The organism is Roseivirga sp. (assembly GCF_965216855.1).
Lineage (GTDB): Bacteria > Bacteroidota > Bacteroidia > Cytophagales > Cyclobacteriaceae > Roseivirga.
This window is the reverse complement of the sequence record NZ_OZ244204.1, coordinates 1961834-1987257: the sequence shown is the minus strand read 5'-3', so window position 1 is coordinate 1987257 and position 25424 is coordinate 1961834. Positions and strand designations below refer to the sequence as shown.

Genomic DNA, 25424 nt, shown 5'->3' with positions numbered 1-25424 from the left:
TCCTTGTTAATGTTTTTATAAATTAACGTCCGGCAAGGACTTCTAATCGTGCTTTTTGTTTTCGGGCTTCAAGGGTCTCTGTAGCCTCTGAATAATCGTTAATGATCTTATCCAATACCTTAATGGCAGAGTTCAGATCAGAAGCTTTTTCATATGCCAAAGAGGCTTTCAGTAAATAACCGGGAGAGAAGTACTGATCGTCAACTTCGTTAGCTGCTTTTTCATAATTGTCGGCAGCATCAGTAAAGTTTCCAAGCTCCATGTAAGCATCTCCAATCAGACTGTATGCTCTGCCTTGTACTAAGATCTCATCGGTTGAGAAATCTTCCAGATAGTCGATAGCCTGATCGTATTGTCTTTGTTTGAGATAAGAAGCACCGGCATAGAAATGTGCCAGGTTAGCTACCTGAGTTCCGCTGTAGATATCCATGATATCAAGAAAACCAAGGTTTCTACCGTCACCCATCAATGCATATTCAAGACTATCATTTTCATAATAGTATTGTGCCTGAAAAATCTCGTTTTGGGCATCAATGTTCTTTTGGTCTTTTCTGTAATCAAGGAAAAACCAAACGCTGGCAATAATCACCACGACAACACCAATGATTGCTCCAAGGAAACCAATAGGACCTACTTCTTTCTTGATTTGGTCTACTGTATTTCCTTTGTTGGTCTTTTTACCTTCTTCTGAAGTATTCTCCGCCATCTCTCTCAAAAATTAGGTCGCAAATATAAAGAAATTGTTGTAAAACAAAGGGTTAAATACTATTCAGTGATAAAAGGATAGTCTTCCTGAACGTAAACATCTTTGTAAGCTTCTGATGGATCAGGGTATGGAGACTCTTCTGCGAATTTCACACATTCTTCCACTTCAGCTTTGATCTTTTTGTCAATTCCTTTCAGATCTTCTTCAGTTGCCCATTTGTTTTCGAGAATTTTTGACTTCACATACTCGATAGGGTCTCTGTCTTTATATTCGTTCAACTCGTCTTTACTTCTGTACTTAGCCGGGTCAGACATTGAGTGCCCTTTATAACGGTATGTTCTGAACTCAAGTAGAGTGGGTCCGTCACCTCTTCTGGCTCTGTCTGCAGCTTCTTCAACGGCCACATGTACATTTTCAGGGTTCATAGCATCTACAGGAGCAGATGGCATATCGTAAGATTCACCCAAAGTATAAAGCTCAGTTACATTTGAAGTTCTCTGTACCGAGGTACCCATAGCATAACCGTTGTTCTCAATGACAAAGATCACCGGAAGTTTCCAGGTCATGGCCATATTCAGGGCTTCGTGGAATGCACCTTGTCTAACAGCACCATCACCCATCATACAGATACACAGATTGTCGGTCTTGTTATACTTTTCAGCGAAAGCAATTCCTGCACCTAATGGCACCTGCCCTCCAACAATACCATGTCCACCGAAGAAACCTTTTTCACGATCGAACATGTGCATTGAACCACCTTTTCCTTTAGAGATTCCGGTAGCTTTAGCCATCAATTCAGCCATAACAGCTTTTGGATCTGATCCTAAAGCAAGTGGTTGGCCATGGTCTCTGTAAGCGGTAATCCACTTATCACCTTCTTTAAGAGCGGTAACCGAACCACTGGAACAAGCTTCCTGCCCTATATAAAGGTGACAGAAACCTCTGATTTTTTGTTGACCGTAAAGCTGTCCGGCCTTTTCTTCAAACCTTCTCTGTAAGAGCATGTTTTCGTACCAGAACATGTAGGTCTCTTTCGAAAACTTTGACTCTTTTTTTGCTTTAGCTTTTGCGTTTCCTTTTGCTGCTGCCATGAATTATACTTTAAAAGGTAAAAACCTTTAATTGTCAATAGTTTAAATGGGACTGCGAAAATAAGACAAAAACGTTCAACTTTGAAATTAACTTCCGCTTTACGGTAGAAAATGCATCTCGAATCCATAAGACTAGTTCAATACAAGAATTACACGAAAGCTCAGGTAGACTTTTCGCCCCAGATTAATTGTTTTTTGGGCGACAATGGAAGTGGTAAAACCAATCTTCTGGATGCAGTCTTTTATCTGTCATTCACCAAAAGTGCCGATCAGGCTCAGGATCTTCAATGTATCAAACACGATCATGACTTTTTTTCGATAAAAGGACAGTTCGCTCAGGATGGAAAGAAAAGAGTGGTATTATGTGCCAATCAGGTGGGCAAGAAAAAGCAGATTAAGCTGGATGATAAACCTTATAAGAAAGCCAGTGAGCATATAGGGCGTTTTCCGGCAGTACTGATTGCACCTAATGATACTGACGTGATCCGCGGAACCAGTGAAGACAGGCGTAAGTTCTTCGATGCCATTATATCGCAGGTAGATCAACGCTATTTAAATAACCTGATTGCCTATAACCATGCGCTGAAGCAGCGCAATAGCCTGCTCAAGCAATTTGCAGAGGATGATCGTTTTGATAAAGACTTGCTGGAACCCTTTACCAGAAAACTCATCGAATTGGGAATGCTTATTTATGAGGTGAGGAAAGACTTCATTGAGCAATTCAAACCAATGCTTTTGAAGCATTATGCTACTTTGAGTAGTAAGAAGGAGTTGGTTGAAATAGTTTATGAAAGTGACTTCCAGGGTAATATAGAATGGGCCTTTGCCGACTCACTTAAAAAGGATCTTATATTGAAGCGATCCAATAAAGGGACGCATAAGGATGAGTTTGTCTTTGTAATGGATGATCAACCTGTGAAGAAATTCGGGTCTCAGGGTCAGCAAAAATCCTATCTCATCGCCCTCAAGCTGGCTAATTTTGACTTTTTAAAGGAGCGATTGAAAGTTAAACCCATTCTGCTGCTGGACGATATTTTCGATAAGCTCGATGATCAGCGGATTGAGAAACTAATGGCTATGGTAGCGTCAGAAGCCTTTGGGCAAATCTTTGTCACTGATGCAAGGCCTGAAAGATCTATTTCGATTTTTAATAAGATCAAGCAGGAACATCGGTTTTTTAATGTGGTGAATGGAGAGGTACAACTAAGGGAATCTAAAACGTAAGCTGTTACGTAAAGGTAATTTGTAACCAAAAACTCAATTCCATGAAAATCAAAAACAAACTTGCCTTTGCTTTTTTAGCAATTATCCTTTTTGCTAGTCAATCATTTGCCCATGAAGGAGGCTATGACTGGATGAAGCAGCGACTTGAAGCCACGAAAGCCTATACCATCGCTGTATTAGAAGCCATGCCTGAGGGCGATTATACTTTCAAGCCTAATGACGAACAAAGAACCTTTGCCGCACAGGCGTATCATATTGTTTATAGCATAGATTATTTTCAGAGAGCGTTTAGCCAGGGGCCCAATGCTCAATGGGCACCAGGTGATGAGAACTCTAAGTCAAAGAAAGAGCTGATCGACTGGGCAAAAACCAAGTTTGATGAGATCAATGCATTTATATTGGAGCAGGAATCAAATGACCAATTGACTGCAGGTGTGATTTCATTTTTAGACCATAATGCACACCACAGAGGTCAAATCATCACTTACTTGAGACTGAAAGGAATTAACCCGCCTCAGTACAGATAGCAGATATTTATTTGTATTCCTTTTACAGGGCACTTCCAGAGCTTAATGACTTTTGAGGTGCCCTGTTTCTTTTTGATCTACCTACCTCACAGATGAAAATTCAAGACCAAATTTCATAATTGTAGAAATTGTTTCTATGTTTGTTCTACAAATACGAAATTTGAACAATGAAAGGAACTCAGTTAGGTGAATTTGAAGAGCTGGTCTTATTGATTGTCGGGGTGCTATATCCCGATGCTTATGGCTTGAACATTCGAGAAGAAATTATCAGCCAAACCAAACGAAAGGTGGCTATTGGGGCGGTACATTCTGCACTTAGTCGTCTGGAAGATAAGGGCTTTCTGAAATCAGATCTGGCAGAAGCTACTCATGAAAGAGGAGGTAGAAGAAAACGCCTGTTTACCATGACAGCAGAGGGAAAGCGTGCATTGGAGAAAAACCATGAAATGCGCAATGCTCTGTTCAACCAGATTCCCGATATCGCATTAAAACTGGCTAAAGTTGTCATCTCTTAAACCTACATATGAGCCGCCCCGCCTGGCGGCTATCATTCTTAGTTGGTTCTGCAAAGATCGTTTGCTGGAAGAAATTGAAGGCGATCTCTTTGAATACTATCAAATGGAAAGAGAGAATCGAAGCCGGTGGTTAGCCGATCTTCATTACTGGTTTCACCTGTTCAACTTTCTTCGTCCATTCGCACTCAAAAAATTCGGTCAAAACTCAAACAACGTAATCATGCTCAAAAGTCATTTTATCATTGCCAGAAGGGTAATTCTTAAGGATAAATTTTATTCCTTTCTCAATATTCTCGGTCTCACGCTGGGTATTTCAGCGTCACTCTTCATCTTCCTTTATGTTAGAGATGAATATTCATTCGATAAGTACAACAAAGATTACGATCAGATTTACCGGGTAATAACTGATTTTAAGGTAGGTGACAGAGAAATGCACTGGCCAATATCTCCGGCATTTCTGGCAGAACATCTGGAAAAAACAGTTCCTGAAGTCGAAAGTGCAGGTCGACTCATGGGCGGTAGATTCGACTCAGTAATTGATCTGGATGAGAAGCAGTTGCAAATTAAAAATGCAGGCTATGCTACTTCAGAGATTCTGTCAATGTTCACCATTCCATTTGTTGAAGGTAACCCTGAAGGGGCTTTGGATGACCCAAAAACCGCAGTAATTTCTGAGTCTATGGCGCAGCATCTGTTTCCCAACGAAGATGCACTCAACAAAACCGTAGCCTTCAATTCTGATCAGTTTATTATCAAGGGGATTTTCAAGGATATGCCTGAGAACGGGCATATTAAATACGATTTTATTATGTCGGCCATGTATCAGGATTCCAGGTTTGCAGAAAACTGGAGCTGGACAACCTTCAACTCCTATACATACATTAAACTCAGAGCAAACTCTTCTCAGGAATTTATCGAAGAGAAACTCAATGAGACGTTGGCATCTCTCATGACTCCGGCAATTCAGGAGACCTGGGAAATTGATGCATCAGATATTCAGGCTAATGGAAACCATGCGAGGTTTTACCTGCAACCGCTCGCTGATATTCATTTGAAATCTCACCTGGACAGGGAAATAATGCCTAATGGCAGCATGGCAACGGTAAAAACAGTCTCGATAATCGGGCTGATTATCATTCTTATTGCCAGCATCAACTTCATCAATTTAAGTACTGCCAGAGCCGCGGTGAGGGGTAAAGAGGTTGGAGTAAGAAAAGTGATCGGTTCGCAGCGCAGGCAACTGATTCATCAGTTTCTGTTTGAATCTACCATGTTTAGTGTTCTTTCATTTCTTCTGTCGGCCGGTATTGTCTTTCTGGCTTTGCCCTATTTCAACCAGCTGGTAGACAAAAATATTGTCAATCCTTTTGGAGGAACTATTCCGCTTTGGTTCATCATGATTATGGCTGCCGTTATTCTTGGTGTTCTGGCAGGTTTATACCCGGCTCTTCTCCTCTCATCATTCAAACCTATTAAAACCCTAAAGGGTCAAAACCAACTTAAATCCGGGAACAACTGGTTTCGTGGCAGCCTTGTGGTTCTTCAGTTTACCATTTCAACCATTCTCATCATTGCCACTTTAGTCGTCAATGACCAATTGAATTTTGTGACCAAAAAGACATTGGGCTATGACAAGGATAATGTGCTCACTATAGACGTAATGGATCTGAATAGATACCAACCAGGTAGCGAAGCACTTAGAAATGAGTTTCTCAGCCGAAGTAATGTTGAGTCTATCAGCCTCACCGGTTATACCCCCGTGAGCGACAGCAGATTGGAAATGTATCTGAAGAGAAAGGAGGCAGTTGGTATTGATGAAGCCATTACCAGTCAGGCCTGGCCGGTTCCGGAAGACTACATTTCTACCTGGGGAATGAGCATTGTTGAAGGATCAGACTTCAATGATAAAATATCATCCGACTCTGCCATCAGTGTTATCCTTAATGAAACCGCTGTAAGTCGTCTTCAATTAGCCGATCCTGTCAATAGCTATCTCACCATGACCTATGGTTCGAAGTCCTGGGACATACGCGTCATTGGTGTGGTCAAAGACTTTCACTTTGCATCTATGAAAGAAAATATAAAGCCACTCTTCTTATACAAAAGTAGTGATCCATGGACTCTGGCAGTCAGATTTAATGGTAGCCCGGCCCAAGCTATGGCCACTGCCGAGCAAATCTGGGCGGAGCACTCTGGAGGTCAGCCCTTTCTGGCTTCATTAGTCAGCGAAAAATATAGCCAGCTTTACAGTGGAGACAACCGCATGAAAGATCTGGTTAACGCCTTTTCCGGTCTGGCCATTGTAGTTGCCATCATTGGACTGTTTGGCCTTTCAACTTTTATGGCTGAGCAACGCAAAAAGGAAATGGGCATTCGGAAAGTGCTGGGAGCAAATGCCGGGCAGCTATTTCTGAACTTACTGAAAAACTTCACATTACTCATTCTTGTTTCCTGTGTGGTTGCTATTCCATTGGCCTATCTCATTACTGAAAACTGGTTGAATGAATTTGCTTATCGCATTAGTCTGAGTCCATTCTTCTTTATAGCGGCAACAGTTTTAATGCTTGCCTTGGCGTGGATAACGGTGAGCTACCAGTCATTTATGGTAGCTATCAGAAATCCGGTTAAAAACCTTCACAATGAATAGTTTGAAACAATTTAACCCTCCTCGTAGTGCCAGATTATTTCTGCGCTGGTTCTGTAAAGATCGTTTGCTGGAAGAAATTGAAGGTGATCTCTTTGAATACTATCAAATGGAAAGAGAGAATCGCAGCCGGTGGTTAGCCGATCTTCATTACTGGTTTCACCTGTTCAATTTTCTTCGTCCATTCGCACTCAAAAAAATCGGTCAAAACTCAAATACTATTATCATGTACAGAAGCTATTTCAAATTTGCCTGGCGCGGCATGATGCGTCATAAGCTACAGACAAGCTTTCACATTTTAGGATTGGTCTTAGCCTTTGCTGTTTGTGGGTTTATCTACCTCTATACCAGTTTTGAAACCTCATACGACTCGTTTCATGACGGTGCTGATGATATCTACCGCATTGCCTGGATGAATGAAAATCCTCAGACCAGAACGCCTCACCCTATGGCTCAGTCTCTGGCAAATGATTTTCCTGAAGTGGAAAAGGCCGTGAGCCTTTCCCCCATCTATGGTCCCGGACTAACCAAAACGGAAATTCTCCTTACTCATGACAAAAGCAATGTTTCTCATGAAGTATCAGACGGTTTTTTTGCTGACAGTACCTTTTTCGAGGTTTTTAGCTTCAAGACTATCGATGGAGATCCCAATAAGGCTTTAAGAAGTGAATGGGCCATTGTCTTATCAGAATCCACAGCTAAACGATTCTTTGGTGAAGAGGACCCCATTGGCCAAAGGCTTACTTTCAATGGAATGGTGGATATTTTGGAGGTAGCTGCAGTGGTAGAAGATGCCCCTCGAAACTCTCATTTTCATTTTAACTTCATCATATCTTATGTAACACTCAAGTCACTGCCCTTCAATGACCCGTGGCTGTCATGGGACGACTTCGGTCATTTCAATTATGTGAAACTAAGAGCCGGATCAAGCGCAACAGAATTTGAATCGAAAATTCCAGATTGGATTCCTAAATACCTCGATTGGTCTGAAGATTATATGGCCAGGTTAAGAGCCGGAGAAGTAAAGTTTGCTCTTCAACCTATTACGGATATCCATCTTCATTCCAATATCAGGTGGGAGCTTGAAACCAATGGTAGTTTTAGCTACCTGATGATCTATGGCATCAGTGCATTGTTTATCCTTCTGGTGTCAATAATTAACTTTGTCAACCTTAATACCGCCAGAGCTGCTCAGCGATTGAAAGAAGTGGGCGTAAGGAAAACACTTGGGGCCTTCCGTGTACAGATCTTTTCTCAGTTTATCGTCGAAGCATTGCTAACCACTTTTTTGGCGCTGATGCTATCTGTATTTGTCATGATCTGGTTAGAACACCCTTTCAACATTTTGGTAAATGGTCAGATTGAAGTGGCCAATTTAATGGATGTTGATGTTCTGCTGTTCATGGTGGCTATTGCCATATTCACCGCATTGGTATCGGCACTCTATCCATCGCTATACCTCAACTCTTTCGAAGCTGGTAAAATTCTCAGAGGTTTAAATCTGACTAAGCTTGGAGGTTCTGGTTTACGCAATGGCTTGCTGGGTGTACAATTGGTGGTAACCATTCTGATGATTAGCGGAAGTATGATGATCCGAAACCAGATACAGTTTTTGAAGAGTAAAGACTTAGGCTTCGATCAGGACAACCTTATGATTATTGATATTGGAGGGCAGCCATTCAGTAATAAGATTGAAGTATTGAAAAATGCACTGACCGCTATTCCGGGAATAAGTGATGCCTCTGCGGTTTCGAATGTACCCGGAGGACAGTTCAACCAACACCCGCTTTACATGGAGTCGAATCCACAGTTGACTGTCGATGCCTCGGAGATGTTCGTGGATGAAGATGTTGCTATAACACTGAATCTGGAGATGGCAGATGGCAGAATGCTGGACGATACCTTTGCAGCCGATTCCGCAGGAACCGCCTTTGTGTTGAACGAAACAGCCATAAGGGAATTGAACGTTACCGATCCAGTGGGTAAGCAACTGTTTTGGGTTAATAATGAAGAGTTGGTTAAAGGTACTATTGTAGGGGTGGTGAAGGACTTTCATTACAACTCACTTCACGTACCGATCAGACCAATTATTATGATGATGAATGATAACTCTTCTAACTATATGTTGGTAAAAGTTAACTCTTCGAACATAGCCGAGACAATGAAAGCTGTGGAAGCCAAATTTGTGGAAGTCGTGCCTGAGGTCGATTTTAAGTATCAATTCCTGGATAGTCAGATTGAAGAACTCTATCAGGAAGAAGCCAGAACTTTGAAGCTCACTTTGCTGCTGGCAGGAATCTCTATATTCCTGGCCTGTGGAGGTCTGTTAGGTATTGTGTCGATTGTCATCAAGCAACGCGTGAAAGAGATCAGTATCCGCAAGGTGCTGGGAGCATCTATAAGTCATATCCTTTGGTTAATGAATGTCAAGTATATGATCATTACGGTAATCGCTTTGATGTTAGCTGTTCCGCTGTCCATTTACTTTATTCAGACCTGGTTGGGTAACTTCACCTATCAGACCGCAATTAGTCCTTTTGTTTATAGCATCACAGCTATCGGTGTAGTTGGTCTTATCGCTATCACTATTAGTTTGATTTCCATGGGAACTATTCGGAGTAACCCGGCTGATTCATTAAGAAACGAATAATTGAAACCTGGCCTTGATTTGCTCAAGGCCAGGTTTTTAGTGATTAAAACTACATTTAGGAAATTTTATTTTCGTCCTATGCTTTAATAAACTACATTTAGGAATTAATTCAGGATTATGAAGAAGTATCAGCTCGGAGAATTCGAAGAATATGTATTGCTCATGGTCGGAGTACTATATGGAGAAGCCTATGGTGTATCTATTAAGGAGGAGATAGAGAAAAGGCTCAAGCGTAAAGTCTCCATTGGAGCTTTACAATCTGCTTTGAGAAGAATGGAGGAGAAAGGGTTCATCATTTCTGAGCTTGGAGAGACGACCAAGGCTCGTGGAGGGAAACGCAAGCGTTATTTTAAAATCACAGCACTGGGTAAAAAAGCGCTCGACTATAATATGGAAACCCGTATGAGCCTTTACAACGAGATACAAGACGTTGCTCTTCAATTTAAGCTATGCTGAAGCGGCTTGGTCAATATATTTTCAAATTTTATTGTCACCCCGATTTTCAGGAAGATATTCTAGGCGACCTGGAAGAATATTATGAATTCAACAGTGAGCAGAAGGGTAATCGCTATGCCAATCGCAAATTCTTGATTGATGTTTTGCTACTGTTCAGGTTATCCCTGCTAAGAGAGAATTGGTTTACTCGAAATACAACTTTTACAATTATGGTCAAAAACAACATTAAAGTGGCGTACCGCAGTATGATGCGTCACAAATTCTATTCTTTCCTCAACCTTTCAGGCCTGGCCATTAGTATGGCCGCCTGTATTTTCATAGCTATCTATGTCAAAGATGAGTTGAGTTATGACAAGCATTTTCAGGATTCGGAACGAATTTACCGAGTCGCGAACTACCTGAAATTTGCTGATAACGAATTCAACCTGCCAACGGCTCCCGACCCGATGGCCAAGACTTTAAAGGATGAATTTCCAGAAATTGAAGAAGCAGGCCGCTTCAGAGGCGATGCTTCAATGATTATTCAGGTAGGCGAAAACTTTTATCAGCAAGATCATATTACCTGGATGGATCAGGAATTGATGAACATCTTCAACTTCCCGGTAATTCAAGGGAATTCAGCTCATCTACTGGATGAACCAAATACGGTAGTTCTCACCGAGAGCACGGCTATCAAGTTCTTTGGCGATGTCGATGTACTCGGAAAAACAATCAGGGTAAATGATGAAACCGATCTCAAAGTGAGCGGGGTCATTGCAGACATTCCCTCTAATACTCACATTCAATTCAATATGTTCATAACCATGTTGAACCGTCCTGATGCTCGCCAGAACTTCTGGCTGAGTAACAACTTTGTGACCTACGTGAAGCTTCAGAGTCCTGACCAGGTCGCATCATTTGATGAGAAAATGCCTGATTTCCTGTTGAGTCATATGGGGAGCCAGGTTCAGCAATTCATGAATGCCGATATGAAGTCTGGCATTGAGGCAGGGCGTTTTGCCGTGAGATACTTCCTGCAACCTATTGAACAGATTCACCTCACTTCCAACCTCGATGCTGAATTTGGAGAAACCGGTACCATTCAGTACGTGTACATGTTTAGTGTAATCGGATTCTTTATTCTGTTAATTGCCTGTATCAACTTTACCAATATGGCAACTGCCCGTGCCTCGGTAAGAGCCAAAGAGGTTGGGGTTAGAAAAGTACTGGGTTCAGTCAGAAAACAACTGGTTAACCAGTTTCTGACAGAATCATTGTTGAGCGCTTTTCTTTCTTTGTTTCTGGCCATTGGCATCGTATTACTCATGCTGCCTGGTTTTAATCAACTCACTGAAAAGTCTTTGATGAATCCATTATTCGCCTCCAATGGCTTATGGCCATATCTTTTACTGGGAACTACAGTAGTAGGTTTGATGGCTGGAGTATATCCTGCTTTTGTACTCTCTTCTTATAAACCGGTTAAGGTGTTAAAAGGAGAAGTTTCGAAGGGAAGAAAATCACAGTGGATGAGAAATATCCTGGTGGTGATTCAGTTTGCAACTTCCATATTCCTGATTATTGGCACATTACTCGTCTACAATCAATTGAGTTATTTGCAAAACAAGGAACTCGGATTTAACAAAGATCAGGTCCTTGTAATTAATGAGACACAATTATTGGGAGATCAGATTGACGCATTCAAGACCGAATTAGAGAGAAACCCAATTATCAATTCGGTATCTATCAGTGGCTATATACCCGCCACAGATTCATTCAATGACTTTCCTATGATGAGAGAAGAGGCTACATCTCCTGATGAAGCAGTTTCAACCCAGAACTGGTATGTAGATAATGACTATGCTCAAACGTATGACCTGGATATAATTGAAGGCAGGTTCTTTAGTGATGAAATCGTCAGCGATTCCAATGCGGTGGTTATTAATCAAACCGCTGTGAGACGGTTTGGCTATACCGATGAAGAGGCTATTGGGAAAAGAATCAAAACCCTCAATGGAGTAGTAAATAATGAATCTGAGGTATTCAATATTATTGGCGTGGTGAAAGACTTTCATTTCAGAACAATGACTGATGTAATTCAGCCTCAGGTACTCTATTTAGGTAGGAGTAATGGATCAGTCAGTATTCAGTTCAATCCGGAAGCTACAGCTGAGGTGGTAAAGATTGTTGAGAATACGTGGATCGAAATGGCCAACGGAAGACCTTTTGAGTACTTTTTCTTAGATCAGTTATTTAAGAATCAGTTTGGTCGACAAGAGCGCACTAAAACCATCTTTAGTGTTTTTGCTATTCTGGCCATTGTTATTGCTTGTTTAGGTTTGTTCGCTTTGGCCGCATTTGTCACGGAGCAGCGTAAAAAGGAAATTGGTATCAGGAAAGTACTGGGAGCATCGACCTTTAAGTTACTGAGTCTATTGTTCAATAATTTCACCTGGCTTATTCTTGTTTCCGGTGCTTTAGCTGTGCCTTTTGCCTGGTGGTATATGGATAGTTGGCTGAGTGAATACCCATTCAGAATCAATCTGAGTCCGCTCATTTTTATACTTGGAGTTGGTACGGTATTGCTGATCTCATGGCTTACTGTGGGTTATCAATCACTACGAGCGGCAAGGAGAAACCCAATAGACAATTTAAGATACGAGTAGTAGAGCAACGGTATAAATAATGACATCCAAAGGCCAGTGTCTGTTTTCAGATACTGGCTTTTTCATATTTGAAATAGTAAGGCGAGTTTTCCTTACCTACCTCTTAAATCAATTTTATACAGGAAGGGTCCAAAGTCCTTCAGCATGATGCAGGCAATGTAAAGACGGGGAGGCAGGTTTGAGCAATCGATTTGCAGCAGCTGTTTATCTAGTTGTATTTCTTCGATATCCTTAACGTATTCACCGTTTTGATCAAGTAATCCAAACCATATTTTCTGATTAGTCGAAGCGTTCCCAAGTACCAGATTTACTTTTCCTGATGAGGAAGGTGTTAGCTCGCCTGCTAATTCTCCGGCAAAATTCTCTATGTCTATGGTGTCGGAATGTAGGATTGCCTTATCCGTTTCAAATGCAATGAAATATCTGAACAGTCCGAATATGGCGGAGTCATCTATATATTGTATCTGCCCCTTGTTGGATGTTTGAATCACCTCAAAGGCCTGACCATTTCTGGAGCGATAAATTGTAGCTTGCTTTTCCGGAATTTGGCTACTGGATTCCCACGATATGAGAACTCCCTGTTCAATAATCCTGGAGTCCAACTTAACCTCCTGAGCCTGGAGGTGGCAATTCCATGCCAAATAGACTACAATGAATACTAGGCAGGCAAATAATCTTTGAAAAACAATTGCAGAAGGTATCATTTCGGTAACTTTGAAAAAGTAACCTCTGGCAACACGGGGCCGCCAGAGGTTTTGTATCAGCCTCGAAAGGGTCTTACCTGATACTACCGTCATTCACACAATGACATTCTTCAACGCTGACTGGGGCTAGTAGTCAGCTTAACCAAAACACATCTGACTGAAACTAACAGATGATGTATCATCAACCGTCTGTTGATTCTTTTTAAATTTTTGTACCTGATCAGGATTGGAGAGCTGCTCGTATAGCATCGCACATAGCCGGTGTTTCAATACAACTCTCTTCTTTGTTTTAATTCTTTGATAAAATTTGTGTAGTGCCGATTTACTGACATGATTCAGCATAATGTTGTCTGGCCTGATATTGCGTAATATGCGGTTATCCAGATGTTGTTTGAGCCTTGGGCAGACACCCGAATTCAATACGGTGACATATCTGATTTTTCTCACGCTCAACTGCCTTGTATTTAAGAGTTGATGTGAATAGACATAGAGGGTTATCGTCTGATGGGTGAGATAATTTCTACAGTCGTACCAGAGGATAATATTAACAGGAATCTCTACAGACAGGGAGCCTTTAAAAATCCAGATAAAGGGTATAAATAACTTACCTGCTTTATAATTGAAAAGATCGTTATTGATCTTGAAATCAGAGAGTAAAGTACGGCTTTTAAGACTCATAGCTGTACCTCCTGACCTATAAGTGAATTGATTTCTATATGGGTAGTAAAATGGGGGGGCGCCTTATGAATAAGGTCTATCCCCCCCTCAGCTAGGATAGTATTTAATGAATATGACGATTCTATATTCCAATGGTTGGCTGGAAATCCTTTCTTAGAAGAATAATTTGAAATATAGCTTAACATAGTCCGCCTAGCTGATTTACAGCTCAAAAGTGCTGACGGATCAATATTTAAGTCTCACGTTTATCCGTGAAAAGTAGGTTTTGAGTCGTTTTTTTTACTCTTCTGTGGAGATAAGTATAGCTTTTCTGAGAAGTTCCATCTTTTTATTGTGCCTTGTTTCAATCTCGAATAGCTGATACATCTTTCTAAGGCTGGAACTGGTGCCCTCAAGACTTAGTGCTACTCTGTCTGCCAGATCCTTGTTCGAGATGAGAGGTTCTTCATACAGATAGTTCAATATACTCCAGTCAGTAGGGTTCAACTTCTTCTCAATGTATTGCTCGAGTTTTACCTTATCGAAATGGGCCTTAATGTCTTTGACTTTCTGTATTAAAGTTCGGGCAGTCTCTTTTTGCTTGAGCTCATCGATTTCACCCAACAACCTTTGTCTTTCTTTTGCGATCTTTTTTAGCTTGATCCAATACCACATAGAGCTTACTAACATGACCAGGGTAAAGGCAGAGATGAGAATCCTGATGTTTTGCTTATATCCAAAAGCCAAACCTTCAAACTGTTCATCAAACCGTAGCCTTTGTTCCTCCTGAATTTCCTCAAATCTTGCCAGCAAGACCTTGGTTCTGGCATCAGCGACATTGATACTGTCTTCGGTACTGATGAGTACATTGGCATAGAAGAGTTGTTTTTCAGGATTTTCAAAAGCTCGGTTAATCTCCATTAACTGCCTGGATATGTTAAGAATTTGCTGATGATTGCCACTGTCTTCTATTAATTCAAATAGATCTGTCGCAAGACTGTTGGCAAGTGGGAGGTTATTTTCATCTATCAGAATTTTAACCAGATCAATAGTTCCGTCTGCCAAAATTCGGTTGGTCCCCAGTTTTTTACCCCAGTCGACACTATTCTTGAGAAGGGCTTTACCCACTTCCATTTCATCAATGGCAATATGATTGTTACCCAGGTTATAGTAGATAAAGGGTTTGAGGTGATCATATTGAATCGCCTCTGAGAGAGAATCACTCATATTAAGGTAATGGAATGCAGAATCATATTGCTCACTTTGCCTGAAAGCAGAACCAAGGTTCAGGTAAATATTGGCTCTCAGGGACAATGGCATTTCATTGTCAATCAAAAAGGCTTCTTTCATCAAACTGATGGCTGAGTCAAAATCCTTCATGTCGGAATAGATATTACCCATGTTGGCTTTTATGGAGATTTGTGCCGTAGTTAGTCCCATTTCTTCCACGAGGTTGTAAGCTTGTTTATAGTAAAACAGAGCGTTTTCCCAATCGCTGTATCCCAGGTAAAGGTTGCCCAACTCATTATTGATGCTGGCTTGTTCCCTCAGGTCGCCAACTTCTTCCGCAGTTTTGAGGGCTTCGAGAAGAGAGAGCAGTGACTCCTCATTCTTACCCATTCTTTGATATATGGCCCCGGTGAGTCTTTGGGCTCTGGCCAATCGAAGCTTAAACCCCCCGTCTAAACTAGCCTGAGTTCCAAAGGCAGCATACTTTAAGGCACTGTCCATACTGCTGGTGTTCATCAGGGCAAAACCTATGTCATGGCTGAGGTCTATTTTGCTGGAGTCAGGAAGTTCTTCTTCATAAAATACTCTGGTCAGTGAGTCAAGCCCCGTTTGTGGAAAACAGTCGATAGCCTGAAAGAAGATAAAGGCGGGCAAAAAAAATACTGCCGCTCTTTTTTGTAAATCGCGTTTCATGTTGATCCTCTTGTAATACCCTGCATTGAGTGTATCCAATGCAATAAAAAATTGCCGGGCGTAATGCCTGGTGATTTATATTAATTCCTTCTAAAACCATGTATAGACACATGATTTCATCGGTGAAATTCAGAAAATGATGTTCAGTTGAATAGAGGTTAGGTTCCTTTTCAGAGTGAAATGGCTATCGAAATATAGGGATTTTTGATAAGATCTGGTATATCCAACAAAATTATAGGTGTCAGAAATAGTTATGTGTTTCTTGGAAAAATTAAATTAATCCAATTCTTCGACTGATGATATTGTTTATTCTTTCAAAAAGAACAACCGGCTTTAAGGTCCGCCATTCAATCACATCAAGATCACCACCGAAATTAATGTAGCTGTCTATTTCAAAGTTGTTCATTTCTTCTTTTACGAAGTCCCGAAAGCCAATGGCCGTAATCCAGCCATCCTCTACATCATCGAACCACTCTTCGTAATAACTGTCGTCCGATCCGTGGAAGTTGAGAATGTTCTCACCGATGAGTATATACTTGTTAATACCATATAGGTTGAAGTGATCGACTATATTCCGCTTGAAATGCATGATGTCATTATTGAGTGCATCATTCCACTCTCCTATAAATTCAATGATGATAAAACCCTGATCATAGTCGACATAGAGTATCTTGATAAACAGAGTCTCAGATCCCATAAAGTCCCAGGCAGGATCTATATAATAGCCGTATATCGTCTCGGAGTATAGCTCGTAGTTATACTCTTTGCCGGAATAGGGAGAGTTGGGGTCTTCAGCTACATTATAATATTTAAGCCAGGAATAATAGGGCTCAATCTGATGCATATGGTTTATGAATTCTTCACAAAGTCAATCACTTTTCTTACCGAGCCATGCTCTTTAAGTAATTGCTCTGCGGTTTGGTAGTCTATCTGGAGCATCTCCATGACCATTTTAGTTCCACGGTCAACCAGCTTATTATTCGAAAGCTGCATGTCTACCATGCGGTTACCCTCAACCCGGCCCAGTTGAATCATGATAGAGGTTGAAATCATATTCAGAACAAGTTTTTGGGCAGTTCCTGCTTTCATGCGCGTACTGCCGGTAACAAACTCGGGCCCCACAATGGGCTCCACAGGAAATTCGGCTTCCCAGGCCAGGGGAGAGTCAGGATTACAGGTGATGCAACCTGTCAGGATACCATGCTCTTTTGCTTTCTTAAGACCACCAATAACATAAGGTGTTTTTCCAGAGGCAGCAATACCAATCACCGTATCCTTGTGGTTGATCATATATTCTTTCAGGTCCTTCCAGGCTTGTTCTTCGTCATCTTCGGCAAACTCTACGGCCTTCCTGATGGCACCGTCTCCACCGGCAATCAATCCTACCACCATGCCATGTTCAACACCATAAGTTGGAGGGCATTCAGAAGCATCTACTACACCTAATCTTCCGCTGGTGCCTGCACCTATGTAGAAGAGTCTGCCACCTTTTTCCATTCTGGGTACTATTTCCTTTACCAAAGCTTCTATTTGAGGAATTACCTTTTCTACTGCCAGAGCAACTGTCTGATCTTCACGATTGATGTTAATCAGCAATTCTTTTACTGACATTTGCTCCAGGTGCTGATGGTTCGATTCTGACTCCGTAACGTTCATTTCTATTCTTTGTAAAAAGAGTTTAACTTCCATTCAAACATAATGGATATGGCACTGAAAACACGAAATATCATGCTAATAGTTCTTGTCTGTGTATCTTCCTTAAGCACAGTGCAGGCTCAGTCTCTGGAGCTGAAGCAGTACGATGAACTGAGCCTGGAATATGCCCGCAACTCCATGATGGAGCTTTATGAGTTCTTGTCAATTCCGAATAATGCCTTAATAGATGGTCATGTGGAGAACAACCTGGCATTTCTGCATAAGGCTTTCAGGAAGAGAAATTTTGAGACGAGAGAACTGCCGAGTAGTAGCCGTACAGCCTTTTTTGCAGAGAGAGTAGTGGATGAGGATTTGCCAACGGTTTTATTCTACATGCATTTCGATGGGCAGCCGGTAGATCCGGCCCAGTGGAATCAGGATGACCCTTACAAACCAGTTCTGATGGAGCCTATGGGTGATGGTAGTTTCGGTGAGGTGAGTGCGGTGCTGTTGAATGCTCCCAGGTTTGATGACGACTTACGCATATTTGCCCGCTCTGCCTCTGATGATAAAAGCCCGATCATTATGTTTTTGGCTGCTTTGGACGCTTTGAAGGCATCAAAGTCCAGGCCCGCATTTAATATGAAAATCATACTCGACCCCGAAGAAGAACAGGGGTCCCGAAGTATGCCGGAGGCTATAGAGAATTTTGGCGACCTGTTGCAGGCTGATCACATGGTTATCTTTGATGGGCCATTACATGATTCCAATCAACCAACGCTGGTCTTTGGGTGCAGAGGCATTGCTACTTTTGAGCTCACAGTTTATGGCCCGAGAACGCCTCAGCATAGTGGACACTTTGGAAACTATGCCCCCAATCCGGCTTTGCGATTGTCTCAATTATTGGCCGGAATGAAAGATGAAGGTGGAAGGGTGATTATTCCCGGGTTTTATGATGGCATAGAACTGACACCGGCCATCAGAGAAATACTGGCTGCGGTGCCGGATGATATTGACCAGATAAAAAGGAGAGTGGGAATAGCTGAGACTGACCTGGTTGGGGCCAACTATCAGGAAGCCATGCAATATCCAAGCCTCAATATACGGGGCATGCAGAGTGGCTGGGTGGGCAATGAGGCCCGTACCATTGTTCCCGATAAAGCAGTGGCCACCATTGATATCAGGCTCGTGCCTGAGACGGAGGGCGAGAGACTGCTTCGTCTGGTAAGAAAGTATATTCAGGACGATGGCTATTACATAATTGAAGGAAGAGAACCAACGGAAGAAGAAAGAATGACTCAGGGTAAGATCATCCGTTTTGATTATGACCGTTCAGCTATTTGGAAGGCCTTCAATACACCAATCGATTCTGAAACAGGACAATGGTTGTACAGCACTTTAAAGAATGTTCATCAGCAGGAAGTAGCCAGAATTCGTCTGGCGGGAGGCAGTGTTCCTATTGCTTTCTTTGTGAATGGGTTGAAAATTCCTGCTGTTTTGGTGCCGTTGGTTAATCCGGATAATAACCAGCATAGCCCCAATGAGAATATCCGCCTGGGACATTACCGAAATGGTATTAAAACAATACTGGGAGTGTTGACTTCCAGCATTGAGTAAAATATTGAATCTACTGATGAAACAATGTCAGGCCGGCTATTGGGTATTCTGAAATGTGCTTAACAAAAATGCCTTTGTCCTTAGCTACCTGGCGCAAGACATTGCTAAAGTAATAGGCTACCGATCCGGTAAAGTGTACCGGTAAACTATCATAGCCTTCATACTTCATCACATTTCGCGTAATGAAAGTATCGAAGCCATTGGCCACTAACTGATACATGTAGGGCTCATCGATATGCTGTCCTATGAATTTGGCAAAACTGGCAAGGAATCGGCCCGGCATTGGCTCCTGATAGATATGAGTGAGAAATTTATCTTTTGTTAAGCCGAATGTCTCCTTAAATATTTGACGCAAGTGTTCAGGCATATCCTTACGATAGTAGTCTGTCACTAACATCTTACCCAGGTAAGTCCCTCCCCCTTCATCGGCAATTGCCCACCCTAAGGATGGTACATTGTGCGTAATTTTCTGTCCATCGTATAGACAGGAGTTGGTCCCGGTGCCAATAATACAGGCAATACCCGGTTCCTCTCCACAAAGAGAACGGGCTGCTGCCAGCAGATCGTGGTTGACATCTATTTGAGCAGAGGGGTAATACTTGGCTAATAAGTCAGCAATTTTTTTTCTGTTGGTGCCTGAAGAACACCCGGTACCGTAATAGTAGATCTCATCAATCTTATCCGGAATCTGGGAATGAAGATCTTTAATAACAGTTAACATCTCCTGTTCAGATTGATAATAAGGGTTAATACCAGCTGTACGAGCCTGTTCTATTGAGCCGTCAGCCTGAATCAATCGCCAATCAGTCTTTGTAAATCCGCTATCTGCTATCAGTATTTTTGCCATCTTCTTCGGGAAAGCATCAAAAATAGTCATTCAATCGAAACCTGAAAGTCGCCTGACGCGTGTATTCATTAGGTTTATATAATAAACTACTTTACATTTGTTGAAAAATATAATCATGGAAGACAAAGAATTATCTCCTCAAGAAAGCCTGGACCTGATTCAGGCCATGATATCTAAAGCCAGGAAGCGATATTCTGACAATGGTTATTACTTTTTGCTTTGGGGCTGGATTACCGCAATTGCGAGTTTGTTCCATTTTTTTACAGCCACATACACTAGTTTTGAGTATCCGTTTGCAGCCTGGAGTCTGACATTAGTGGGAGCCGTTTTATCGGTGATCAAAAGCAACAAGCAGAAAAAGAGGGCTCAGGTGACTGATTATACCGACAAGTTGTACGGTTGGTTATGGCTCAGTCTTGGTCTGGCCATGTTCACCATTATCTTTAATGGTGATCGATTGGGATGGAATACCGTTCCGTTTATTTTACTGCTTGCGGGTGTGGGTACCAATGTTTCAGGAGCCATGATGGGGTTCAGGCCCTTGCAGTTTGGCGCTGTAGTCTTTTGGTTATTATCCTTTGCCGCTTTTAGGGTAGAAGAAAACTATCAAATGTTATTGATGGCAACTGGAGTAGCTTTCGGATATTTGCTGCCCGGTTACCTGTTGAAAAAGAATTATTCAAAAAATGCCCTTTGAAGCATTAGATCCACTTTTACATTCGCAGCTAAGATTGGCTGTTATGTCTCTTTTAATTAGTGTTGAGAGCGCTGACTTTGTATATATCAAAGAGCAAACCGGAGCAACAGCCGGCAATCTGAGTGTGCAGATAGACAAGCTTTCTACCGCTGGCTATATCTCTATAGAAAAGAAGTTCGAGGGAAAGAAACCAAAGACTACCTGCAAGATTACCAAAGAAGGGATCAATGCCTTTGAAAGCTATGTAAAGAACATTCAGCAATACCTTAAACCTTAAATTTTTTTGAAGCTATAGTTTATAATATAAACCAGTTTATAAATAGAAATAAAGAAGTATGAAACAGTTAAATAAGAGTAAGTCAATTCCATTGATATGGTTGATGGTTTTAGCCGCCTTGTTTGTAGGCCAGCAACTAAAGGCTCAGAATGCGCGCCTTTCTAAGAATGAAATGTCAAAGCTGTCCTCCTGGGTAGGAGAATGGGAGGGTGAAGGCTGGCAAATAGATCAGCAAACAAGAGAGAAAGTACCCTTCAAGGTGAAAGAACAGGTGACGTCTAAACTGGATGGTCTGGCTCTTTTGGTAGAAGGTAAAGGAACCAGTCCGGATGATGATCAGATTGGGCATCATGCCATGGCCATGGTCTATTTTAATGCTGATACCAAGGTTTATGACTTTCACTCTCTGGTAATACAAGGTCAATCCACCATGGCCCATGGCCGCTTTAACGAAGAAGGAGCATTCGAATGGGGCTTTGAAGTACCTCAGGGCCGTATTCGGTATGTGATTAAGATTGAAGGTGATACCTGGACAGAAAAAGGGGCCTTTAGTATGGACGGGAATACGTGGTACCCTACGATGGAGATGAAACTGACTAGGGTCAAATAGGTGGATATACAACAGCTCATAGACAACTCAAGGATGGTTCACAGTATAATGGGACTTTTCCATCTCGCTATGGCACTACTGGCCATGATTATAGGGCCAGTAGTACTTTGGTTTCCTAAAGGTACCAGGCTCCATAAACGCCTTGGCTATTTCTATGTCTTAAGTATGTTTTTGTTAAATGCATCTGCCTTTATGATTTATAGTCTACAGGGTAGGCCCTCCATCTTCCACCTTTTTGCCTTGATCAGTCTGATTACCTTATGGGCAGGTATATTTCCCGCCATGAAGAAGCAGAAAAAGAAGGGTTGGTATAAGAGGCACTATTACTTTATGAGTTGGTCTGTGGTTGGCCTGTATTGTGCCTTCTGGTCTGAAACAGGCACACGCCTTCTTGAGGGCCAACACTTTTGGTGGGTGGTCGCTTTAGCTTCCTGCCTTACCGCCTTTGTGGGAATGATTCTCATTAAAAGAAAAGCCCGCAGCCTATTCAGCTCTTAAACCAGTAATTACTTATGAGGGTAAATGAAAAAGGACGGGCTATAATTATAGTTTTCTGTGGTCAGTTGCTTTAACTCTGTTCCATCCCGATTCATGATATAGATATGGTGATTATCCCGTTTATTTCCACGCTCAAAAACAATTCTGGAATTATCAGGAGACCATCTTGGTCGAATGTCCATTAATGGGTGATTAGTAAGGCGATTGACAAGACCTATCTCAGTATTGAGCAGGTAAATCTCCATGTTTCCATCGGTATCGCCATAGTATAAGATGCTCTTGCCGTCAATTGATGGTTGCGGCATTAGCTTATTGTCGGGGCTATCGGTCAATATTTCTTTCTCTTTACCATCAGGCCTGATTCTGGCCAGTTGATAAACTCCATCGATACTTGCACTATAATATATGTATCCATCTTTAGACCAATAGGGCATTGCTTCTGCATCTGCCGTTTGGGTAATGTTTACCTGGTTCGAGCCGTCCTTATTCATCACATAAACCTCCTGATTTCCATCACGGGAGGAGATAAAGACAATTTGTTGACCATCGGGTGACCAGGCCGGACTATAGTCTGCACTGCTTTCATGTGTAAGCTGATGGGTCTGTTTTGTTTCCATATTCATGGTCCAGATTTTCCACCAACCCACCCGTTCAGAAGTAAATACCAGCATTTTGCCATCTGGTGAAACCATGGGGCTACTGTCTTTTCTCGGGTGATCGGCAATGACCTGAGTTTGTCCCTTTTCATCAATCAACACCAGGTCATCATTATTGCGAATTTGTCTTGTATAGATGATTTGAGCATTTGTCAGAGGCTGGATCAGTATTATGCTCACAATCGCCAGTGCACTTCTCAACACATTTGACATTATCTCAAAGAGTTTAATCGGCTCAGAAGTCCCTGGCCTACCAGTTGAGTCAATACATGCTGACCATTTTTTATGATTTCTATCCTGCTGTCCACATTTAGCTTTTGCAGCCTCTGGTGTCGGTCTTTCGAAGCATTCATCCAATAAGTATCTCTGTCTCCAACCACAAACATCACTTTTACATCTTTTAGCTTTGAAAGCCTGTCCTCACTTTTTGTTCCCGGGTTCCCGGCTACTCCCGTAATGGAATGAAAGTCCTCCGGCATATTCATAACCAAATCGAATGTACCGGCACTATTGGCACTAAAGCATACTGCATGAAACTTATTGCCTTCAATGTTAAAGCGGCTTCTCAAGTGATTAAAGAAAGCTTGCGTGAGTTTTACATCTCCTTTATAAATAGGGAAGTCGATGAGTATCCAGGAATTCGTGTCTTTCACTCCATTCCAATAAAAGGATTGCTGCTGGTCGCCTTCAAGGTCAGAAGGCCCTACCACAACAGGGTAGGTACTGTTTTGTTGAAAGTCACCCGGAAGCTGAATACCGTATTCTACTTTTTTCCCATTGTATTGAAATGATTCAATCTTTCTTTCAGAATCCTGTGCCCATAAAATGGTAGAGAAACAGAACAGAATAAATGCAAGTAAGTGCTTCATGTCTTTTCTTCGATTGTACGAAGCCCGGGAAGCCCATAGCTTTTGATTTGGGACAGATAGTTGCGGAAGTGACAGAAGTACTACTGACTGAAAGTAGCGACTATGTCTTCCTTATATGATCTTCCAGAAATAATTTCATGACCGTTCTTCATCACAAACCGATACTCATTGTTGCTCACGTAATGACATTTACCTATGTATCGCTTATTAAGAATAAATGAGCGATGCACTCTGATGAATTCTTCCGGATTGAGTTGAGATACCAGGTGACTCATGGTAATTCTGTAGAGGTAGGTTTTATCGAGTGTATTTAAGTTGACATAATTGCCATTGGCTTCAATAAATGTGACTTCGTCCAGATCAACCTCATACTCCCAGCCTCTTTCATTGATGATGATTCTGGAAAGGAAATCGTCATCAGAAGGTACTTGAAAGTCTTTCACCATTTTCATCAACTTTTTATTGAGTTCTGCCGATTTGTGTGCTTCAAAGCGTTGAAGCACTTTCTTTATAGATTCATTGAACCGGTCTTTATCAATGGGCTTAAGCAGGTAATCCATTGCGTGGATGTTGAAAGCTTCAATGGCGTATTTGTTGAAGGCCGTAGTGAATACTACATAAGGAACCTTCCCTTTTGCTAACTTCCGCACTACGCTGAAACCATCGAAGTCTGGCATTTGGATATCCAGAAAAATCAGATCGGGCTCTTTCAGTTGAATAAGTGCTACCGCTTCGGTTCCGTTTTTGGCCTCTCCGATGACACTTATATCCGGATGGTCTTCCAGTAGCTTATGGATCCGTTTTCTGGCCAGGAACTCATCGTCTATTATAATTGATCTTATCATCTGGTCTGAAATGGTAAGGTTAACTCTGAAATAAAACGTCCATTGTCGGAGCGATAAGTATAGCTATGATGTTCTCCGTATAGTTGTTTCAATCTGTTCGAAACATTCTCTATTCCGATACCATAGCCTTGCATTTGACCTCCATTGAGTGTGCCGATATCATTGATTACAGATATTCTCAAATGGGTTTCTCCACTGATATGTAAGAGTTCGGAGGAGATCAGCACTTCACCTCCATCAGGTCTTTTGGAAATCCCATGCTTAATGGCATTTTCAACGATAGGCTGTAGGAGCAATGCCGGAACTTCCGCATCCAGTGTTTCTTCCTGAATCTGATACCTGAGTACAAGCCTGTCCTGAAACCGGGTATGCTCAATTTCGAGGTAGGCCTTTATGTATTCCATTTCATGTTGAAAGGAGATCTGGTGTTTTTGATCATTCTCCAGAAGTTCTCTCATCAGAAACCCTAGCTGTGACAGCATTTTTTGGGCCTTTTGCGTATCAAAGTCGATCAATGAAGTAATGGAATTGAGCGTATTGAAAAGGAAGTGTGGGTTGATTTGCATTTTAAGAGCACTTAATCGGGCTGCATTCAGTTCTTTCTGTTGATTTGTATAGTAGGTATAATAGGAGATGGCCAGAATTAGTAACATAATGACCCAGTATTCCAGAAAACTGGAGAAGATACCTGCTCCCAGGGCCACTCTGTTTCCGGGGTCAAAGAACGCTCGAAATACACCATGTTTGAGATAGAATATCACGTCAAAAAGACGAATGGCGAGAACCCTGTGTGCAGTAGCAATCAAGACACTAAAAACAAGTAGTTTGGCCAGCAAGGCCAGAGGAAGTTTCTTGAAAGTAAAGTCTTGAGATTGCTTTAGAATGGGCTTCAGAAAGGGAACCCACAATAGGTAGTTGATGAAATTCTTGGTAGCTACTGTGAACCAACTGAACTCATAGGCATAGCCATTGATGAGGTGATCAGTGTATTGCCTCAAAATAAGAACTATACTCACTCCGCTGGCTAGTAGGATGGCATGTGAAGACTTGAATGTGACCCCGTTCATCATTTGGTATTCCGGCTCTATCGTAATTTACGGGATTATACTTAATCTCCTGGCTTTTATGGACCCG

The 25424-nt window shown here is 41.8% G+C and carries 24 protein-coding genes; 12 read left to right on the top strand and 12 right to left on the bottom strand.

The features are described from left to right. Positions 1-22 precede the first annotated feature (22 nt). Both ACOOEY_RS08915 and pdhA read right to left on the bottom strand, forming a co-directional pair. Positions 23-706, bottom strand: coding sequence for a tetratricopeptide repeat protein (locus ACOOEY_RS08915; protein ID WP_420388323.1), 684 nt, complete (start codon positions 704-706; stop codon positions 23-25). 59 nt (positions 707-765) lie between these two features. Then, positions 766-1797: a pyruvate dehydrogenase (acetyl-transferring) E1 component subunit alpha gene (gene pdhA / locus ACOOEY_RS08910; protein WP_420388322.1), complete on the bottom strand. Its 1032-nt coding sequence runs from the start codon at positions 1795-1797 to the stop codon at positions 766-768. Between the two features lie 111 nt (positions 1798-1908). Between pdhA and recF the strand changes: the two genes are divergently transcribed. The 7 genes from recF to ACOOEY_RS08875 all read left to right on the top strand — a co-directional run bounded on the left by recF (position 1909) and on the right by ACOOEY_RS08875 (position 12455). Next, positions 1909-3021: a DNA replication/repair protein RecF gene (gene recF / locus ACOOEY_RS08905; protein ID WP_420388321.1), complete on the top strand. Its 1113-nt coding sequence runs from the start codon at positions 1909-1911 to the stop codon at positions 3019-3021. 41 nt (positions 3022-3062) lie between these two features. Continuing rightward, on the top strand, positions 3063-3548 hold the full coding sequence (locus tag ACOOEY_RS08900) for a DinB family protein (protein WP_420388320.1): 486 nt from the start codon (positions 3063-3065) through the stop codon (positions 3546-3548). 167 nt (positions 3549-3715) lie between these two features. Further along, positions 3716-4063: a PadR family transcriptional regulator gene (locus ACOOEY_RS08895; protein ID WP_420388319.1), complete on the top strand. Its 348-nt coding sequence runs from the start codon at positions 3716-3718 to the stop codon at positions 4061-4063. Next, positions 4050-6710, top strand: coding sequence for an FtsX-like permease family protein (locus ACOOEY_RS08890; protein WP_420388318.1), 2661 nt, complete (start codon positions 4050-4052; stop codon positions 6708-6710). The genes ACOOEY_RS08895 and ACOOEY_RS08890 overlap by 14 nt, the downstream gene beginning before the upstream one ends. Then, positions 6703-9357 (top strand): ABC transporter permease, encoded by a 2655-nt coding sequence (locus ACOOEY_RS08885; RefSeq protein WP_420388317.1) that lies wholly within the window; start codon positions 6703-6705, stop codon positions 9355-9357. The genes ACOOEY_RS08890 and ACOOEY_RS08885 overlap by 8 nt, the downstream gene beginning before the upstream one ends. A 117-nt stretch (positions 9358-9474) precedes the next feature. Beyond that, positions 9475-9813: a PadR family transcriptional regulator gene (locus tag ACOOEY_RS08880; protein WP_420388316.1), complete on the top strand. Its 339-nt coding sequence runs from the start codon at positions 9475-9477 to the stop codon at positions 9811-9813. Then, on the top strand, positions 9807-12455 hold the full coding sequence (locus ACOOEY_RS08875) for an ABC transporter permease (protein ID WP_420388315.1): 2649 nt from the start codon (positions 9807-9809) through the stop codon (positions 12453-12455). Before ACOOEY_RS08880 ends, ACOOEY_RS08875 begins: the two co-directional genes overlap by 7 nt. 92 nt (positions 12456-12547) lie before the next feature. On the opposite strand, the gene ACOOEY_RS08870 is transcribed toward ACOOEY_RS08875, so the two are convergent. From ACOOEY_RS08870 to murQ, 5 genes are all read right to left on the bottom strand, one after another. Beyond that, entirely contained in the window at positions 12548-13159 is a 612-nt protein-coding gene (locus ACOOEY_RS08870; RefSeq protein WP_420388314.1) for a hypothetical protein, read from the bottom strand. A 138-nt stretch (positions 13160-13297) separates the two neighbouring features. Then, entirely contained in the window at positions 13298-13837 is a 540-nt protein-coding gene (locus ACOOEY_RS08865) for a hypothetical protein (RefSeq protein WP_420388313.1), read from the bottom strand. 279 nt (positions 13838-14116) lie between these two features. Further along, the gene (locus ACOOEY_RS08860) at positions 14117-15739 is read right to left on the bottom strand and encodes a tetratricopeptide repeat protein (RefSeq protein WP_420388312.1); all 1623 of its coding nucleotides are present in this window, start codon (positions 15737-15739) and stop codon (positions 14117-14119) included. Positions 15740-16010: 271 nt separating this feature from the next. Then, on the bottom strand, positions 16011-16583 hold the full coding sequence (locus ACOOEY_RS08855; RefSeq protein ID WP_420388311.1) for a hypothetical protein: 573 nt from the start codon (positions 16581-16583) through the stop codon (positions 16011-16013). A gap of 5 nt (positions 16584-16588) precedes the next feature. Further along, the gene (gene murQ / locus ACOOEY_RS08850; protein WP_420388310.1) at positions 16589-17428 is read right to left on the bottom strand and encodes an N-acetylmuramic acid 6-phosphate etherase; all 840 of its coding nucleotides are present in this window, start codon (positions 17426-17428) and stop codon (positions 16589-16591) included. Positions 17429-17443: 15 nt separating this feature from the next. On the opposite strand from murQ, the gene ACOOEY_RS08845 reads away from it, so the two are divergent. Then, the gene (locus ACOOEY_RS08845; RefSeq protein WP_420388309.1) at positions 17444-18991 is read left to right on the top strand and encodes a M20/M25/M40 family metallo-hydrolase; all 1548 of its coding nucleotides are present in this window, start codon (positions 17444-17446) and stop codon (positions 18989-18991) included. Between the two features lie 10 nt (positions 18992-19001). Here the strand turns inward: ACOOEY_RS08845 and ACOOEY_RS08840 are convergent, their stop codons facing one another. Further along, positions 19002-19838 carry an N-acetylglucosamine kinase gene (locus ACOOEY_RS08840; protein WP_420388308.1) on the bottom strand — a complete coding sequence of 279 codons (837 nt, stop codon included), beginning with the start codon at positions 19836-19838 and terminating at the stop codon, positions 19002-19004. Between the two features lie 115 nt (positions 19839-19953). Here ACOOEY_RS08840 and ACOOEY_RS08835 point away from each other — a divergent pair, with 115 nt between their 5' ends. Genes ACOOEY_RS08835 through ACOOEY_RS08820 form a run of 4 tightly spaced genes read left to right on the top strand, consistent with a single transcriptional unit; the run spans position 19954 to position 21920 of the window. Continuing rightward, a complete protein-coding gene (locus ACOOEY_RS08835; RefSeq protein ID WP_420388307.1) occupies positions 19954-20535 on the top strand; it encodes a hypothetical protein in 582 nt (193 codons plus the stop codon). Beyond that, entirely contained in the window at positions 20525-20812 is a 288-nt protein-coding gene (locus ACOOEY_RS08830) for a winged helix-turn-helix domain-containing protein (RefSeq protein WP_420388306.1), read from the top strand. The genes ACOOEY_RS08835 and ACOOEY_RS08830 overlap by 11 nt, the downstream gene beginning before the upstream one ends. Positions 20813-20870: 58 nt before the next feature. Then, complete coding sequence (locus tag ACOOEY_RS08825; RefSeq protein WP_420388305.1) at positions 20871-21422, top strand: hypothetical protein; 552 nt, start codon at positions 20871-20873, stop codon at positions 21420-21422. Between the two features lie 33 nt (positions 21423-21455). Further along, positions 21456-21920 carry a DUF2306 domain-containing protein gene (locus tag ACOOEY_RS08820; RefSeq protein ID WP_420388304.1) on the top strand — a complete coding sequence of 155 codons (465 nt, stop codon included), beginning with the start codon at positions 21456-21458 and terminating at the stop codon, positions 21918-21920. 8 nt (positions 21921-21928) lie between these two features. Here ACOOEY_RS08820 and ACOOEY_RS08815 read toward each other — a convergent pair whose 3' ends face one another. The 4 genes from ACOOEY_RS08815 to ACOOEY_RS08800 form a co-directional block, all read right to left on the bottom strand. Next, positions 21929-22789 (bottom strand): TolB family protein, encoded by an 861-nt coding sequence (locus tag ACOOEY_RS08815; protein ID WP_420388303.1) that lies wholly within the window; start codon positions 22787-22789, stop codon positions 21929-21931. After that, positions 22789-23445 carry a hypothetical protein gene (locus ACOOEY_RS08810; protein WP_420388302.1) on the bottom strand — a complete coding sequence of 219 codons (657 nt, stop codon included), beginning with the start codon at positions 23443-23445 and terminating at the stop codon, positions 22789-22791. The genes ACOOEY_RS08815 and ACOOEY_RS08810 overlap by 1 nt, the downstream gene beginning before the upstream one ends. Positions 23446-23525: 80 nt before the next feature. Then, the gene (locus ACOOEY_RS08805; protein ID WP_420388301.1) at positions 23526-24290 is read right to left on the bottom strand and encodes a LytR/AlgR family response regulator transcription factor; all 765 of its coding nucleotides are present in this window, start codon (positions 24288-24290) and stop codon (positions 23526-23528) included. Next, the gene (locus tag ACOOEY_RS08800; protein ID WP_420388300.1) at positions 24287-25360 is read right to left on the bottom strand and encodes a sensor histidine kinase; all 1074 of its coding nucleotides are present in this window, start codon (positions 25358-25360) and stop codon (positions 24287-24289) included. The genes ACOOEY_RS08805 and ACOOEY_RS08800 overlap by 4 nt, the downstream gene beginning before the upstream one ends. Positions 25361-25424 lie beyond the last annotated feature (64 nt).

What these genes read in the sequence shown, in the direction of transcription:
- ACOOEY_RS08875 (WP_420388315.1), top strand. Translation starts at nt 9,807, where the DNA reads ATGCTGAAGCGGCTTGGTCAATATATTTTCAAATTTTATTGTCACCCC.
- murQ (WP_420388310.1), bottom strand. Translation starts at nt 17,428, where the DNA reads ATGGAAGTTAAACTCTTTTTACAAAGAATAGAAATGAACGTTACGGAG.
- ACOOEY_RS08800 (WP_420388300.1), bottom strand. Translation starts at nt 25,360, where the DNA reads ATGATGAACGGGGTCACATTCAAGTCTTCACATGCCATCCTACTAGCC.
- ACOOEY_RS08895 (WP_420388319.1), top strand. Translation starts at nt 3,716, where the DNA reads ATGAAAGGAACTCAGTTAGGTGAATTTGAAGAGCTGGTCTTATTGATT.
- ACOOEY_RS08845 (WP_420388309.1), top strand. Translation starts at nt 17,444, where the DNA reads ATGGCACTGAAAACACGAAATATCATGCTAATAGTTCTTGTCTGTGTA.
- ACOOEY_RS08820 (WP_420388304.1), top strand. Translation starts at nt 21,456, where the DNA reads ATGGTTCACAGTATAATGGGACTTTTCCATCTCGCTATGGCACTACTG.
- ACOOEY_RS08860 (WP_420388312.1), bottom strand. Translation starts at nt 15,739, where the DNA reads ATGAAACGCGATTTACAAAAAAGAGCGGCAGTATTTTTTTTGCCCGCC.
- ACOOEY_RS08805 (WP_420388301.1), bottom strand. Translation starts at nt 24,290, where the DNA reads ATGATAAGATCAATTATAATAGACGATGAGTTCCTGGCCAGAAAACGG.
- ACOOEY_RS08815 (WP_420388303.1), bottom strand. Translation starts at nt 22,789, where the DNA reads ATGTCAAATGTGTTGAGAAGTGCACTGGCGATTGTGAGCATAATACTG.
- ACOOEY_RS08855 (WP_420388311.1), bottom strand. Translation starts at nt 16,583, where the DNA reads ATGCATCAGATTGAGCCCTATTATTCCTGGCTTAAATATTATAATGTA.
- ACOOEY_RS08900 (WP_420388320.1), top strand. Translation starts at nt 3,063, where the DNA reads ATGAAAATCAAAAACAAACTTGCCTTTGCTTTTTTAGCAATTATCCTT.
- pdhA (WP_420388322.1), bottom strand. Translation starts at nt 1,797, where the DNA reads ATGGCAGCAGCAAAAGGAAACGCAAAAGCTAAAGCAAAAAAAGAGTCA.
- ACOOEY_RS08885 (WP_420388317.1), top strand. Translation starts at nt 6,703, where the DNA reads ATGAATAGTTTGAAACAATTTAACCCTCCTCGTAGTGCCAGATTATTT.
- ACOOEY_RS08810 (WP_420388302.1), bottom strand. Translation starts at nt 23,445, where the DNA reads ATGAAGCACTTACTTGCATTTATTCTGTTCTGTTTCTCTACCATTTTA.
- ACOOEY_RS08830 (WP_420388306.1), top strand. Translation starts at nt 20,525, where the DNA reads ATGCCCTTTGAAGCATTAGATCCACTTTTACATTCGCAGCTAAGATTG.
- ACOOEY_RS08915 (WP_420388323.1), bottom strand. Translation starts at nt 706, where the DNA reads ATGGCGGAGAATACTTCAGAAGAAGGTAAAAAGACCAACAAAGGAAAT.
- ACOOEY_RS08825 (WP_420388305.1), top strand. Translation starts at nt 20,871, where the DNA reads ATGAAACAGTTAAATAAGAGTAAGTCAATTCCATTGATATGGTTGATG.
- ACOOEY_RS08865 (WP_420388313.1), bottom strand. Translation starts at nt 13,837, where the DNA reads ATGAGTCTTAAAAGCCGTACTTTACTCTCTGATTTCAAGATCAATAAC.
- recF (WP_420388321.1), top strand. Translation starts at nt 1,909, where the DNA reads ATGCATCTCGAATCCATAAGACTAGTTCAATACAAGAATTACACGAAA.
- ACOOEY_RS08835 (WP_420388307.1), top strand. Translation starts at nt 19,954, where the DNA reads ATGGAAGACAAAGAATTATCTCCTCAAGAAAGCCTGGACCTGATTCAG.
- ACOOEY_RS08870 (WP_420388314.1), bottom strand. Translation starts at nt 13,159, where the DNA reads ATGATACCTTCTGCAATTGTTTTTCAAAGATTATTTGCCTGCCTAGTA.
- ACOOEY_RS08880 (WP_420388316.1), top strand. Translation starts at nt 9,475, where the DNA reads ATGAAGAAGTATCAGCTCGGAGAATTCGAAGAATATGTATTGCTCATG.
- ACOOEY_RS08840 (WP_420388308.1), bottom strand. Translation starts at nt 19,838, where the DNA reads ATGGCAAAAATACTGATAGCAGATAGCGGATTTACAAAGACTGATTGG.